We start from the raw sequence: 12,860 nt of genomic DNA, 5'->3' as shown, positions 1-12,860 counted from the left end.
TGTGGGCGGAAGGCGGCGGCGACCGACACCTAGGTCGTAATTGTGGGGCACCACATCGCTTGCTACCATGCGCCCCAAGAGGAGACTTTACGATGCCTAAAAGCCCGGCTACGGCGCCGCCGGGCTCTGCCGGAGCAGCGGACTGCCGTTCCGGCCCTTGACCCGGGCAGCGACTGCTATAGGTCCTGCCTGGTTTCATGCCCGCCCCGACCGCAAGGGCGCCTGCCGGAACGGGAGCGAGCACAACGACCCCACGGGCGAATGGAGGAAGTATGGCCTGGCATAAACCGAAATTCATCGAAGTCAGCTGCGCTATGGAAATCACCCGCTATGCTCCTGCGGACGGGGATGAACCGATCCTCTTCTGAAGGCCAGCTTGACGAGGATCGGTAAGGCATCAGGTATCCCGGTGAACAAAACGTCCGATCTTCGCATCATCGTCTTGGGGGCCGCCGCCGGCGGCGGTCTCCCGCAATGGAATTGCGGCTGTCGCAACTGCGCGATGGCGCGCGATCCGGCCTCCGGCCTCAGACCGCAAACGCAGTCGTCGCTCGCGGTGAGTCTCGACGGTGAGAGCTGGGCCGTCTTCAACGCCTCCCCCGACATCCGCCAGCAGGTTCAAAACAATAGGCCGCTTCAGCCGCGCCGCCTTCGTCACAGCCCCATCGAGAGCGTGGTGCTGACGAATGGCGACATCGACCATCTGGCAGGGCTTCTCGTCTTGCGCGAGAAGCAGGCATTCACCCTGTTTTCGACCGGCGCGGTCGGCCGGATCGTCGCCGACAATCCGGTCTTCCAGGTCCTCGACCCGGAACTGGTTTCAAGAGAAACCATCGAAATCGATGAGGCGTTCTCTCCGCTGCCGGGCCTCGTTGCACGGCTCTTCGCCGTTCCGGGCAAAGTGCCGCTCTTTCTCGAGGACGGCGAGCCCGATCTGGGTATTGAGGGCGAGCACACGGTCGGTGTCGAACTGAAGGCCGGCGACAGGCGGGTCTATTATGTTCCGGGCTGCGCCGTGATGACGGATAGCCTCGCCGCGCGCCTGCGCGATGCCGATGCCGTCTTCTTCGACGGCACGCTCTTCTCCGATGACGAGATGATCCTGACAGGGACCGGCCGCAAGACAGGCCGTCGCATGGGCCACATGCCGATCGACGGGGAGGGCGGCAGTCTCGAGGCGCTCGATCTCTTGAACATCCGCAGAAAGATCTATGTCCATATCAACAACACCAACCCGATCTGGCGGGCCGGCACCGAGCGCGAGCGCGTCGAGGCCCGCGGCTTCGAGATCGGCTATGACGGGATGGAGGTCCGGCTGTGACGACGGCAACTGACAGACAAGCTTTCCATGCCCGCCTGCTGGAGATCGGCAAGGAGCGCTATCATGACAAGCATCCGTTTCATGCGATGCTCCATGGCGGCGGTTGCACGACGACGCAGGTCCGCGCCTGGGTGATCAACCGCTTCTATTACCAGAGCCGCATCCCCATGAAGGATGCGGCCTTTCTGTCGCGTTGCGACGATCCTGATATGCGCCGGGCCTGGCGCTCCCGCATCGAAGATCACGACGGCGGCGTCGAAGAGGGCGGCGGCATCCGGCGCTGGCTGCGTCTGGCCGAGGCCGTCGGACTCGATCCAGCCTATGTCGGCTCGGCAAGGGGCGTTCTGCCGTCGACCCGGTTTGCCGTGGACGCCTATGTTTCCTTCGTGCGTGAGAAGCCGCTCCTCGAGGCGGTGGCCTCCTCGTTGACGGAGCTTTTTGCGCCGAAGATCCACTCGGAGCGCATTGCCGGGCTGCTGGAGCACTACGCCTTCGCGGATGACGTGGCGCTCGCCTACTTCCGCCAGAGGCTGGCGGAGGCGCCCCGGGATGTCGAGTTCGGCCTCGCTTATGTCCTCGACCATGCCGACACGCGGGAAAAGCAGGACGCTGCCGCTCAGGCTCTCACCTTCAAGACGGATGTTCTTTGGGCCCAGCTCGATGCACTTTATTCGGCCTATGTCACGCCGGGGCGCATTCCGCCGGGGGCCTGGGACGGCCGGGAGGGGGTGATCCGTGAGCCGAGAGCAAGGGAGGCGGCGGAATGACGGCCGACGCGCCGGGGATTTCAGGGTCGAGTGTCGTCAAGCTGGCACGAGGGGTCCGGCTGCATGAGGATCCGGTTCGCGGCCAGACTGTGCTTCTGGCTCCGGAGCGTGCCATGGCCGTGGACGACATCGCCGTCGCCATCGTTCAGGCGCTCGATGGCGAACGGAACCTTGACCGGATCGCCGCCGACTTTGCCGAGAAGTTCGACGCCCCGGTCGAAGAGATCGCGGAGGATGTCAGGACTTTCGTCCAGGAGCTCTCGGTCCGCCGCATGCTGGAGATCGTCCAATGAGCGACACCATCGCCCGACCAGCCGATATTGTGCGCGCCGTCCCGCGTGTTCCCCCACCGATGGCCATGCTGGCGGAACTGACGCATCGCTGCCCGCTCGCCTGTCCCTATTGCTCCAACCCGATCGCCCTGACGCAAGCCAAGGAAGAACTGTCGACCGAGGAATGGACAGGCGTCTTCGCGCAAGCCGCCGATCTCGGCGTTCTGCATCTGCACCTGTCCGGCGGGGAGCCTGCCGCGCGCCGGGACCTCGTCGAATTGACGCAGGCGGCGAGTTCGCTAGGCCTTTACACCAACCTGATCACCTCGGGCGTGGGACTGACGGAGGCGAGGATGAACAGTCTCGCCGAGGTGGGGCTCGACCATATTCAACTTTCCATTCAGGGCGTTTCTCCCGAAAGCGCCGATCGGATCGGCGGGTACAAAGGCGGCTATGAACGGAAAATGGCGGTTGCAGGCTGGGCGGCCGATGCCGCTATACCGCTGACGCTGAACGCCGTCTGCCACAGGCAGAACATGGGCGAGATCGATGAGATGATCGAGCTGGCGATCCGGCTGAAGGCGCGACGCATCGAAGTCGCCACCGTGCAGTTCCACGGCTGGGCCGAGCGCAACAAAGAGGTTCTCATGCCGACCCGCGAGCAGGTCGAGCGCGCTACGCGAACCGTCGCCGAAGCACGCGAGAAATATCAAGGCCTATTGGTGATCGACTATGTGCCCGCCGATTATTATTCGAAGTATCCGAAGGCTTGCATGGGCGGCTGGGGACGCGTCGGCTTGAACGTCACTCCGTCGGGGCGGGTGCTTCCATGCCATGCCGCGGAAACCATTCCGGGCCTCTCCTTCGAGAACGTGCGCGAAAAATCACTTTCCAGCATCTGGTACGAGAGCAATGCGTTCAATGCCTATCGCGGCGAGGACTGGATGCCGGAGCTCTGTCGGAGCTGCGAGCGCAAGAAGGTGGATTTCGGTGGGTGCCGCTGCCAGGCGATGGCGCTTGCCGGGGACGCGAGCGCAACGGACCCGGTTTGCATCCGGTCTCCGCTTCGCGATCGCCTGACGCTTGAAGTGGAACAGCTTTCGGCGCTGTCGGTCGTCGCCATGAATTATCGCGGCCGGGCATGACCGTTAAAAGTGTCGGCACGCTTCTAAAGTGAAGCGTGCCACGAGCGGCGGGGCAGATGAGCCGGTTTCAGAATTGTACCGCCTCGGCGCGCTGCCGGCGGTATTGCACCGTCGGGAGGCCACCCCAGCCCCAGTTGTCGAGATCGACTTCCTCGATAACCACATAGGTGGATTCAAGCGGTTTGTTCAGGACATCGAGCAGCACTTCGCTGACGCCCCTGATGATCGCGGCCTTCTCCTCGGCGGTGACCGAGTTGCGGCCGGGTGCGCTTCCCTCGCGGGTAACCTGTACGGTGACGATAGGCATTGCAGTCTCCTTTGCGGATCTGGTTCGTGTGTCGTCGCAGGGCGATATGCCGTTTACCAGCGTCCCGCGTTCTGACCGCCGTCGACATGAAGGATCTCGCCGGTGATGAATCCCGCATTTTCGAGATAGAGGACGGCATCCACGACGTCGCGAATTTCGCCCATCCGGCCGACCGGGTGCAGGCCGGCGAGCGTCGAATGCGTCTCAACCGGATGCATCGGGGTCTTGATTACCCCTGGGGAGACCGCGTTGACGCGGACGCCGCTCCTGGAAAACTCCATCGCCAGCGACCGTGTCACCGCGTTCAGGCCACCTTTGGTGAGCGACGCGAGTGCGGAGGGCATGCCGACCATCGGCTGATCGACCAGGCTGGTGGTGATGCTGACAATATGGCCTGAACCCTGCTTCAGCATTTTCGCTGCGGCACGCTGGGTGATATGGAAGAAACCGGCGACATTCACCCCGAGATTGTGGTCGTAATCCTCCTGGGTCATTTCGACGAACGGCTTGGCGAGGAAAACGCCGGCATTGTTCACCAGAGAGTCGATGCGGCCGAAGCGCTCGATCCCCTCGCGCACGATCCGGTCGGCGGTCTCCGGCTGGCTGATGTCGCCGGCGACTGTATGGATATCCGGATCGGCGCTCGGCTTGATGGACCGGGAGGTCGCGACGACGCGGTAGTTCCGGTCACGATAGGCGCGAACCAGTCCGGCGCCGATGCCTTGCGAGGCGCCGGTGATGACGACGACTTTCTGTTCGGTACGCATTGATGTGATCCTTTCTCGATCGCAGCGGCCGCTTCCTGCGTCCGCCCTCCGCCCTCGGCGTTGGTGCAAGCGAAATTAGATCGGTGCGATCTTTGGGAGAATTGCCGGTACTTGACAGACACTCGACCGTATTCCGGCATAATCAGGTAAGCGTGCCCGCCTCCGCTGCCATGCGCGCAAATTCGGAGCGCAGACGCGGCGCCGCAAAGTCGACAAAGGCGCGGACCTTGGGGACCGACATTCGGCCCTGCGGCGCGAGCAAATGCGCCGGCAGGGGCGGATGCTCGGCGTCGGAGAGCACGATCTCCAGGCGCCCGTCCTTCACATATTCCGCGACGTGATAGGAATAAAGCCTCGTCAGGCCGCGCCCGGCAGCCGCCGAAGCGGCGGCAGCGCGCACGCTGTTGACGATGCACCTGGGCTTAAACTGGATCGTCCTGGGGAGGGACGAGCCCTTCGCCGGTGTGAAGCTCCAGGATTCCAGACCGAAATTGGTGAAGGCCAGTATCTGGTGCTTGGCGAGATCGGCCGGTTCTTCGATGCGGGGGTGATTGGCGAGGTACCGAGGCGAGGCGACCACGACGCGCCGCACATCGCCGCCGAGCCGGGTAGAGATGAGCGACGAGTCTGCCAGTTGGCCGATGCGCAGCGCTATGTCGACGCCTTCGTCCACCAGGTTGACGAAGCGATCGAGGAGAAGAAGCCGGACAGAAACGGTCGGGTAGAGATCGAGAAAATCATCCAGGATGGGACGAAGTATTTCCTCCCCGAGGATTGGCGGCGACGAAATCGTCAACATCCCACGGGGTGCGGAGCGCTCGCCTCCTGCGAGCATGTCGGCTTCCTCGAGGTCGGTTAGCACCCGTCGGCAGGCGGCCGCATAGCGTTGGCCTGCTTCACTCAGTTTGAGGGTGCGGGTGGTTCGATGCAGAAGTTCGACGCCGACATGCGCTTCCAGGAAGCTCAAGGCGCGACTCACCGCCGTGGGCGAGCGCTTCAGCCGGCGGGCCGCCCCGGCCAGGCTGCCTTCGTCGATCGCGGCGACGAAAACTTTCATTGCATCGATGCGGTCCATTATTCTGCCGTTCCCCGGTACAGTGACTGCCACAAAGCGAGTATTCACCCGAAGACGGCAATACGCAAATGATGGTGGCAAGGCTGCACTGGCCGGCAGACCTGCGAGAGCCTCGCCAACATACGGTCACGGCTCGAGAATAGGCTGCGTATCCGCGCGATCCTGCGCTTGGAAGCGCTTCAACGAAGGAGAATGACCATGAAGATCCTGATGGTTCTGACTTCGCATGACCGGCTCGGCAATACAGGCAAGCCGACCGGCTTCTGGCTGGAGGAGTTTGCTGCGCCCTATTACGTGTTCAAGGACGCCGGGGCGGAGGTCACGATCGCGTCGCCCAAGGGGGGCCAGCCGCCGATCGATCCCAAGAGCGATGAGCCAGCCAGCCGGACTGCAGCGATGGAGCGCTTCAAGGAGGACCCCGCAGCCAGGGAAGCATTGGCAAATACTCTGAAGCTCGGTGAAGTCAACCAGGAGGACTACGACGCGGTGTTCTATCCGGGCGGACACGGTCCGATGTGGGACCTCGTCAACGACAGGAATTCCATCGCCCTTATCGAAGGCTTCTACGACGCGGGCAAGCCGGTCGCCGCCGTCTGCCACGGCCCGGCCGTCCTGACGCAGGTCACGCATCGCGGCGAGCCCATCGTCAAGGGAAGGCGCGTCACGGGCTTCACCAATTCCGAAGAGGAGGCCGTTCAACTGACCGATGTCGTGCCCTTCCTGGTCGAAGACGAATTGAAGCGCCTCGGCGGGCGCTACGAGAAGGCTGAGGATTGGGCCGACTTCACGGTTGTGGACGGCAGGCTGGTCACCGGCCAGAACCCGTCGTCGTCCACATCCGCCGCCAGAGAACTACTGAAGCTTCTACAGTAGTCATCCTTGCCGGCTGGCATGATGCTGCAGAAGGCCCGTGAGGCTTTCTGCACTTCGATACAGATCCCCTCGTTACGAGACACAATCGGGATACCTCGCTCTGGTCCCATGCTCCGCGTGTCAAGCGCGACCGCCGCCGCGAGAGGCGCAGGTCCAATGCAGAGGGACGAAAATGATCCTTTTCACGATAGCTTATCTTGCAGGTGTGCTGACCATCCTCAGCCCCTGCATCCTCCCGGTCTTGCCCTTCGTGTTTTCGCGGGCCGGCCAGCCCTTCGCCAGGAGCGTTCTACCGATGCTCGTCGGCATGGTTCTCACATTCTCGGGCGTGGCCACGCTCGCCGCGCTCGGCGGGGACTGGGCGGTGAACGCGAATGTGGCGGGGCGGTATGCGGCGATCGCAGTGCTCGCCGGTTTCGGCGTGACCGTGCTTTCGGCGCGGGCCGCGGCCCTGTTCACTCGTCCGGCCGTCGCACTCGGCAGCCGGCTCTCACAAAGGGTGGCCGGTCAGCAGCCGAGCGTCGGAGCGTCTCTCCTTCTCGGTGTTGCAACCGGACTTCTTTGGGCGCCCTGCGCGGGCCCAATTCTGGGCCTGGTGCTGACCGGCGCCGCCCTTCATGGTGCCAATGTCGAGACCACGCTTCTGCTGGCGGCCTATGCTGCCGGCGCGGCGACTTCGCTCGCCTTGGCCGTTCTTGTCGGGGGGAGAGTGTTCGCGGCGATGAAGCGCTCACTCGGCCTTGGCGAGCGGCTCCGGCAGGGCCTCGGCATTGCCGTACTTGCCGGCGTTGCCGCAATCGCGCTGGGGCTCGATACGGGGCAGCTTGCGCGCCTCTCCTATGCAAGCACCGCAGCCCTGGAGCAGTCGCTCCTCGACCGTGTACGGGACGATCCCGCCGAGGAGAGGGCGAGCGCGTCAACGGCCGCCGACGGCGAACGACCGGCCTACCGAAGCGACTTGCCGGTGGAAGGCATGTTCCCGCCGCTGGACGGCGCCGTCGAGTGGGTCAACTCGAAGCCTTTGAGCGTGGAACAGCTGCGCGGCAAGGTCGTGCTCGTCGATTTCTGGACCTACTCCTGCATCAATTGCATCCGTACGATCCCCTATGTCCGCGCCTGGGCCGAGAAGTACCGGGACCAGGGGCTGGTGGTGATCGGCGTGCATGCGCCCGAATTCGCCTTCGAAAAGCGCATCGACAACGTCAAGCGCTCAGTGACGGACTTCGATATCCGCTATCCCGTTGCGATCGACAACGATTTCGCGATCTGGCGCGCCTTCGGCAACAGCTACTGGCCGGCGCACTATTTCATCGATGCAGAAGGGCGGATCAGACACCATCACTTCGGTGAGGGCGATTATGCGCGGTCGGAGCGCGTCATACAGGAGCTGCTCGCGGAAGCGGCAGGGAGTAACCGGAGCGACAGTGGTTTCGTGCGGCCGGATGCGACGGGCGCCGAAGCCGCGCCCGATCTCGCCCACCTCCAGTCGGGCGAGGATTATGTCGGCTACATGCGCGCTTCGAACTTCGTGTCGCCGGAGCGTGTCGCGGCCGATGCGGCGCGCGATTATACCGCCGGCAAGCCTCGGCTCAATCAATGGAGTCTCGCCGGCAACTGGACGGTTGGTGCAGAGCAGGCGACACTCAATCGGGCCGGGGGCGCAATCACCTACAGGTTCAGCGCGCGCGATCTGCACCTTGTCCTCGGCCCTGCGAAAAACGGCGGCAGGGTGCGCTTTCAGGTGAAAGTCGACGGTGCAGCACCAGGCCCGGATCACGGTTCGGACATCAATTCCGACGGCAATGGAACGGTGGGCGAGACGCGCCTCTATCAGCTCGTAAGGCAGTCGGGAGAAGTGCGGGAACGGACGTTCGAGATACGCTTTCTCGATCCCGGCGTCGAAGCCTTCGTTTTTACATTCGGATGAAAGAAGAGAGCGCGCGTCGGTGCCGTGAGGTCTGGCGCGTGTGAATTGTAGCCTACTGTATCGACGGCCGTGAAACGGTACACGGGCTTTCAATTGCGGTCGGGCGGGCTCACATTCGAGATACATCACCATCGCATTTCACGGCTGTGGTTCACACTATCCGGAGAAGTTCGATGACAGGGGAATTCAATCTGCGGCGGCGGCGGTTCATGGGAGTGGCGGCATTGACCGTCGCTGCGGCGCATTTCGGCGTTGGACGCGGCGCCCTCGCAAAATCAACGAGCGAGGCTCGCATTCCGGCGACAACGCCGGGGACCAATACATCTTTCGCTAAGATCAGGCAGATCGACGCGGGTGTCCTCAACATCGGGTATGCCGAGGCGGGCGAGAGCGATGCGCCCGTGGTCATCCTGCTGCATGGCTGGCCCTATGACATCCACACCTATGTCGATGTGGCGCCCCTGCTCGCGAACGCGGGCTACCGGGTGGTCGTTCCTTATCTGCGTGGCTACGGCACGACGCGATTTTTATCCCCCGACACACCGCGCAACGGCCAGCAGGCGGCGATCGCCGCCGACATCGTTGCCCTTATGGATGCGCTCGGCATCGAGATGGCCGTCATCGCCGGCTGCGATTGGGGCGCACGCACCGCCAATATCGTCGCCGCACTCTGGCCGGAGCGCTGCAAGGCATTGGTTTCGGTGAGCGGCTATCTGATCGGCAGCCGTGAAACCAATAAAAAGCCTTTGCCCCCGAAGGCGGAGCTTGCCTGGTGGTACCAGTTCTACTTCGCCACGGAGCGCGGGCGCGCGGGCTACGAACAGTACCGGAAGGACTTCGCGAAGCTCATCTGGCAGCTCGCATCGCCGAAATGGGGTTTCGACGACGCCACCTTCAATCGAAGCGCTGAGGCCTTGGACAACCCGGATCATGTCGACATCACCATCAATAATTACCGCTGGCGGATCGGCCTTGCCGACGGCGAGCGCAAATATGATGGGCTGGAAGCCCGGCTCGCCGAACTGCCGGTGATCGGTGTTCCGACGATCACCCTGGAAGGCGATGCCAATGGCGCTCCGCATCCGGAGCCCGCGGCCTATGCCAAGAAGTTCTCCGGCAAGTACGAGCACCGGCTGATCTCGGGCGGTATCGGTCACAACCTGCCGCAGGAAGCCCCACAGGCTTTTGCCCAGGCGGTCGTCGACGTCGATCGTTTCTGATCGCTTTCGCCTGCGCAGCAATGTCTCGTATCGAACTGTATCCGCCGGCGGTCCCGTGCGGATTGGCTTACAAATTCCGCCCCTTGCGAAACATCCCATACACGTGCGGGGCGGCATATGTGTCTCGACAGTCGGACGAGGCGTGCAGCTTCCGTCCCGGATCGTCAACCGAGAAGGCACATGGCGCCTTGCGCCTCCCAGACAAGAGGAGAATGACATGACCACCACAATCAACAGCGAAAGAGCCCGGCCGGTCGATATGAAGCTCGAAGTTATCGTCGTGCCCGTGTCGGATGTCGATCGGGCAAAGGAATTCTACGCGAGCCTCGGCTGGAGGCTCGACGCCGACTTTGCCGGTGCCGACGACTACCGCGTGATACAGTTTACCCCGCCCGGATCGGGTGCCTCGGTCATCTTCGGAAGGCATGTGACCGATGCGGAACCGGGATCTGCGCAGGGATTGTACCTCATCGTTTCCGACATCGAGGCCGCCCGCGAGGAGTTGCGCGGCCGCGGCGTCGATATCAGCGAGGTGTTCCATGCGGGCGACGTGAATGCCGGGAGCGACGAACCGTATCTGTTCGGAACGCATCGTGTCGACGGCCCTGATCCCGAGCGCCGCAGCTATCGCTCCTACGCTTCGTTCCGCGATCCGGACGGCAATGGCTGGCTTTTCCAGGAGGTCACCGCTCGATTGCCCGGCCGCGTCGACGCGGACGCGACGGCGTTCGGTTCGGCCGCAGATCTCGCAGCCGCGTTCCGCCGCGCCGAAGCAGCCCACGGCGAGTACGAAAAGCAGCTCGGACACCGGGACGAAGACTGGCCCATCTGGTACGCCGATTACATTGTCCGGGAGCAGTCCGGCGAGCCGCAGCCGGCCTGAGACACTGCAACCTGAAACGATCATGCATAACGGGGCGGTCCAGACCGCCCCGTTCGTTTGGTAAGCTGCCCGTCTGCGGACCAGACACGGTCGATAGCTCCTCAGGCAGCGCTTGGAGCACTTCCGGGGAAAAGTGCGTAACGGTTTTCCGTCCGGACGTGCGTCGCTTCAAAGATTAGAGCGTTTCACTGTTTTGATGAAACAGTGAAACGCTCCAGGGAAAGCTCCGCGGCAAGGCCGCCGCCGTCGCGGTTGCGCAAGGTCAGGGAGCCGCCGATGACCGTCGCGAGCTGTTGGGCGATTGCGAGGCCGAGCCCGGTCCCGCCGGTATCCCGGCTGCGTGATTGCTCCAGGCGGAAGAAGGGCTGCAGAACCGCTTCGAGCTGGTCTTCCGGGATGCCGGGACCGCGATCGAGGACGTTTATGGTCACTGTGCCCTCGGGGCGGCGCTGAACCTCGATCTCGGCGCTGCCCCCGAACTTCAGCGCATTGTCGATCAGGTTGGTGAGAATCCGTCTCAAGGCGTGCGGCCGGGTCACGATTGCGCCGTCCGCCAATTTGCCGAAAGTGACGGCCTTGCCGGTATCCTGATAATCATAGGCCAAACTCTCGATGAACGAGGCGAGATCGATGCGGGTAGCCTTTTCGTCCTTGCCGTGGGCGCTGCGTGCATAGGCGACACCTTCCCTGACGAGACGTTCGACCTCGTCCAGATCCCTCATCAGCTTGTCTCTCTCGATGGACGCTTCGGCCATTTCCGCTCGGAGTTTCATCCGTGTGATCGGTGTTTGCAGGTCATGCGAGATCGCGGCCAGTATCTGCACGCGCTCCTCCAGATACTGCGCGATGCGATCCCGCATCGCATTAAATGCCGTCGCCGCATAGGCGACTTCCCTCGGTCCGGTCTCGCTGAGGCGCGGCGTCTTGCTGTTCGGATCGAGCGTGTCGGCGGCCTTCGCCAGATCCGCGAGCGGGCGGGTGGCCTGCCGCACTGCCAACCAGCTGCACAGGACCAGAAGGGAAAGCTGAGCGACGAGCACGTAAGGCAGCCAGTCGGCAACCGGCATGACGCCCCTTGGCGTGACGTCTATCGTCAGCGGCTCGCCGTCGCTCAAGCGAAGATGCGCCTGAAGACGGCGGACGCCGCCGGGGATGGATTCGACCTCGATCGGATATTTCGCACCGATTGCAGCCCGGACCTTGTCGGCGACCTCGGCGTCGGCCTCATTGAGCACGGGACTGCCGGGCATGCCCGGCCCCAGGACGAAGCGGTAGGATCCGCGAGCGAGCCGGCCCAGCCAGGCGGCGCGTTCGCTCGCGGGGAGCCGGTCGAGAATGGCGATAGACGTCGCGACGTCGGTTTCGAGCGTATTGAACATCACCGACCTGGCGGCGATGTAGCGTTCCGAGAACAGAACCGCAAAGGACATGGCGTGGGCGACCGCCAAGCCGGCGAGAAGGATAACGAAAAGCCGCGCCCTCAGTGTGCGCGGCCACAGGTGAATACCATGGAGAGTCGACCGCGCCGCCATCAGCGGAGCTCCACGATCTCGACCGGCACCGAAAAAACATAGCCTTCGCTGCGGACGGTCTTGATATAGGTCGGCTCCCGGGCATCGTCGCCGAGCCGCTGGCGAACCCGGCTGACCAGGAGATCAATCGATCGGTCGAAGAGTTCGGCCTCGCGCCCCTGTGTGAGGTTGAGGAGCTGATCGCGGTTGAGGACGCGCTGGGGGTGATCAACGAAGACGCGCAGCAGCCGGTATTCGGCGCCGCTGAGCGCGATCGCAGTACCGCCCGCATCGATGAGATGCCTTGCCGTCGTGTCGAGCCTCCATTGGCCGAAACGCAACAGCTGACCCGCCTCCGAGACCTGCAGGTTCGCCGGCAGCATTCGCGCGCGCCGCAGGACCGCCTTGATGCGGGCGAGCAGTTCGCGCGCCGAGAACGGTTTGGCGATATAGTCGTCGGCGCCCATTTCCAGCCCGATGATGCGGTCCATCTCGTCCGAGCGGGCGGTCAGCATGACGATGGGCGTCGCCTTGTGTCTGCCGACACGCAGTTCGCGGCTCAAGACGAGGCCGTCGTCGCCCGGCATCATCAGATCGAGAATGATCAGATCGACCGTATTCGCCTCCAGGAAGGTCCGCATCTGCCGCCCGTCGGCGACGGGGGTCACCCGCAAACCGTTCTTCTTCAGGTAAGCCGACACAAGCTCGCGGATTTCCCGGTCGTCATCGACGATCAGGATGTGATCGATGTGCTCCATGGCAAGACACCCCTTTGACCGCCATTTCTTATCA

The 12,860-nt window shown here is 63.4% G+C and carries 14 protein-coding genes; 9 read left to right on the top strand and 5 right to left on the bottom strand.

Features of this window, described 5'->3' with window-relative positions; translation table 11 throughout:
* Nucleotides 1-272: 272 nt before the first annotated feature.
* Genes pqqA through pqqE form a run of 5 tightly spaced genes read left to right on the top strand, consistent with a single transcriptional unit; the run spans nucleotide 273 to nucleotide 3,505 of the window.
* Entirely contained in the window at nucleotides 273-368 is a 96-nt protein-coding gene (pqqA, locus tag CN933_RS26260; RefSeq protein WP_003528714.1) for a pyrroloquinoline quinone precursor peptide PqqA, read from the top strand.
* Between the two features lie 41 nt (nucleotides 369-409).
* Nucleotides 410-1,321 carry a pyrroloquinoline quinone biosynthesis protein PqqB gene (pqqB, locus tag CN933_RS26255; protein WP_102762890.1) on the top strand — a complete coding sequence of 304 codons (912 nt, stop codon included), beginning with the start codon at nucleotides 410-412 and terminating at the stop codon, nucleotides 1,319-1,321.
* Nucleotides 1,318-2,088, top strand: coding sequence for a pyrroloquinoline-quinone synthase PqqC (pqqC, locus tag CN933_RS26250; RefSeq protein WP_102762889.1), 771 nt, complete (start codon nucleotides 1,318-1,320; stop codon nucleotides 2,086-2,088). Before pqqB ends, pqqC begins: the two co-directional genes overlap by 4 nt.
* Entirely contained in the window at nucleotides 2,085-2,381 is a 297-nt protein-coding gene (pqqD, locus tag CN933_RS26245; protein ID WP_102762888.1) for a pyrroloquinoline quinone biosynthesis peptide chaperone PqqD, read from the top strand. The genes pqqC and pqqD overlap by 4 nt, the downstream gene beginning before the upstream one ends.
* Nucleotides 2,378-3,505, top strand: a complete 1,128-nt coding sequence (gene pqqE, locus CN933_RS26240; protein WP_102762887.1) for a pyrroloquinoline quinone biosynthesis protein PqqE — start codon at nucleotides 2,378-2,380, stop codon at nucleotides 3,503-3,505. The genes pqqD and pqqE overlap by 4 nt, the downstream gene beginning before the upstream one ends.
* A gap of 67 nt (nucleotides 3,506-3,572) precedes the next feature.
* Here pqqE and CN933_RS26235 read toward each other — a convergent pair whose 3' ends face one another.
* The 3 genes from CN933_RS26235 to CN933_RS26225 all read right to left on the bottom strand — a co-directional run bounded on the left by CN933_RS26235 (nucleotide 3,573) and on the right by CN933_RS26225 (nucleotide 5,654).
* Nucleotides 3,573-3,812, bottom strand: a complete 240-nt coding sequence (locus CN933_RS26235; RefSeq protein WP_102762886.1) for a tautomerase family protein — start codon at nucleotides 3,810-3,812, stop codon at nucleotides 3,573-3,575.
* 53 nt (nucleotides 3,813-3,865) lie between these two features.
* Nucleotides 3,866-4,579 (bottom strand): SDR family NAD(P)-dependent oxidoreductase, encoded by a 714-nt coding sequence (locus CN933_RS26230; protein WP_018098041.1) that lies wholly within the window; start codon nucleotides 4,577-4,579, stop codon nucleotides 3,866-3,868.
* 142 nt (nucleotides 4,580-4,721) lie between these two features.
* Nucleotides 4,722-5,654 carry a LysR family transcriptional regulator gene (locus CN933_RS26225; RefSeq protein WP_018098040.1) on the bottom strand — a complete coding sequence of 311 codons (933 nt, stop codon included), beginning with the start codon at nucleotides 5,652-5,654 and terminating at the stop codon, nucleotides 4,722-4,724.
* Nucleotides 5,655-5,852: 198 nt separating this feature from the next.
* Between CN933_RS26225 and CN933_RS26220 the strand changes: the two genes are divergently transcribed.
* The 4 genes from CN933_RS26220 (at nucleotide 5,853) to CN933_RS26205 (ending at nucleotide 10,557) form a co-directional block, all read left to right on the top strand.
* Nucleotides 5,853-6,527 carry a type 1 glutamine amidotransferase domain-containing protein gene (locus CN933_RS26220; RefSeq protein ID WP_180980824.1) on the top strand — a complete coding sequence of 225 codons (675 nt, stop codon included), beginning with the start codon at nucleotides 5,853-5,855 and terminating at the stop codon, nucleotides 6,525-6,527.
* A gap of 172 nt (nucleotides 6,528-6,699) precedes the next feature.
* Complete coding sequence (locus CN933_RS26215; RefSeq protein WP_180980823.1) at nucleotides 6,700-8,454, top strand: cytochrome c biogenesis protein DipZ; 1,755 nt, start codon at nucleotides 6,700-6,702, stop codon at nucleotides 8,452-8,454.
* Between the two features lie 173 nt (nucleotides 8,455-8,627).
* Complete coding sequence (locus tag CN933_RS26210) at nucleotides 8,628-9,674, top strand: alpha/beta fold hydrolase (RefSeq protein ID WP_018098037.1); 1,047 nt, start codon at nucleotides 8,628-8,630, stop codon at nucleotides 9,672-9,674.
* A 142-nt stretch (nucleotides 9,675-9,816) separates the two neighbouring features.
* Nucleotides 9,817-10,557, top strand: a complete 741-nt coding sequence (locus tag CN933_RS26205) for a VOC family protein (protein ID WP_026168918.1) — start codon at nucleotides 9,817-9,819, stop codon at nucleotides 10,555-10,557.
* Nucleotides 10,558-10,742: 185 nt separating this feature from the next.
* On the opposite strand, the gene CN933_RS26200 is transcribed toward CN933_RS26205, so the two are convergent.
* Nucleotides 10,743-12,089, bottom strand: coding sequence for an ATP-binding protein (locus CN933_RS26200; protein WP_102762883.1), 1,347 nt, complete (start codon nucleotides 12,087-12,089; stop codon nucleotides 10,743-10,745).
* Nucleotides 12,089-12,826, bottom strand: coding sequence for a response regulator (locus CN933_RS26195; RefSeq protein WP_102762882.1), 738 nt, complete (start codon nucleotides 12,824-12,826; stop codon nucleotides 12,089-12,091). The genes CN933_RS26200 and CN933_RS26195 overlap by 1 nt, the downstream gene beginning before the upstream one ends.
* Nucleotides 12,827-12,860: the final 34 nt, after the last annotated feature.

The sequence above is a fragment of the Sinorhizobium sp. M4_45 genome (genome assembly GCF_002885915.1).
GTDB lineage: Bacteria > Pseudomonadota > Alphaproteobacteria > Rhizobiales > Rhizobiaceae > Sinorhizobium > Sinorhizobium meliloti_A.
This window is presented reverse-complemented; position numbering and strand designations above follow the sequence as displayed.

What these genes read in the sequence shown, in the direction of transcription:
- pqqA (WP_003528714.1), top strand. Translation starts at nt 273, where the DNA reads ATGGCCTGGCATAAACCGAAATTCATCGAAGTCAGCTGCGCTATGGAA.
- pqqD (WP_102762888.1), top strand. Translation starts at nt 2,085, where the DNA reads ATGACGGCCGACGCGCCGGGGATTTCAGGGTCGAGTGTCGTCAAGCTG.
- pqqE (WP_102762887.1), top strand. Translation starts at nt 2,378, where the DNA reads ATGAGCGACACCATCGCCCGACCAGCCGATATTGTGCGCGCCGTCCCG.
- CN933_RS26235 (WP_102762886.1), bottom strand. Translation starts at nt 3,812, where the DNA reads ATGCCTATCGTCACCGTACAGGTTACCCGCGAGGGAAGCGCACCCGGC.
- CN933_RS26230 (WP_018098041.1), bottom strand. Translation starts at nt 4,579, where the DNA reads ATGCGTACCGAACAGAAAGTCGTCGTCATCACCGGCGCCTCGCAAGGC.
- CN933_RS26225 (WP_018098040.1), bottom strand. Translation starts at nt 5,654, where the DNA reads ATGGACCGCATCGATGCAATGAAAGTTTTCGTCGCCGCGATCGACGAA.
- CN933_RS26220 (WP_180980824.1), top strand. Translation starts at nt 5,853, where the DNA reads ATGAAGATCCTGATGGTTCTGACTTCGCATGACCGGCTCGGCAATACA.
- CN933_RS26215 (WP_180980823.1), top strand. Translation starts at nt 6,700, where the DNA reads ATGATCCTTTTCACGATAGCTTATCTTGCAGGTGTGCTGACCATCCTC.
- CN933_RS26210 (WP_018098037.1), top strand. Translation starts at nt 8,628, where the DNA reads ATGACAGGGGAATTCAATCTGCGGCGGCGGCGGTTCATGGGAGTGGCG.
- CN933_RS26200 (WP_102762883.1), bottom strand. Translation starts at nt 12,089, where the DNA reads ATGGCGGCGCGGTCGACTCTCCATGGTATTCACCTGTGGCCGCGCACA.
- CN933_RS26195 (WP_102762882.1), bottom strand. Translation starts at nt 12,826, where the DNA reads ATGGAGCACATCGATCACATCCTGATCGTCGATGACGACCGGGAAATC.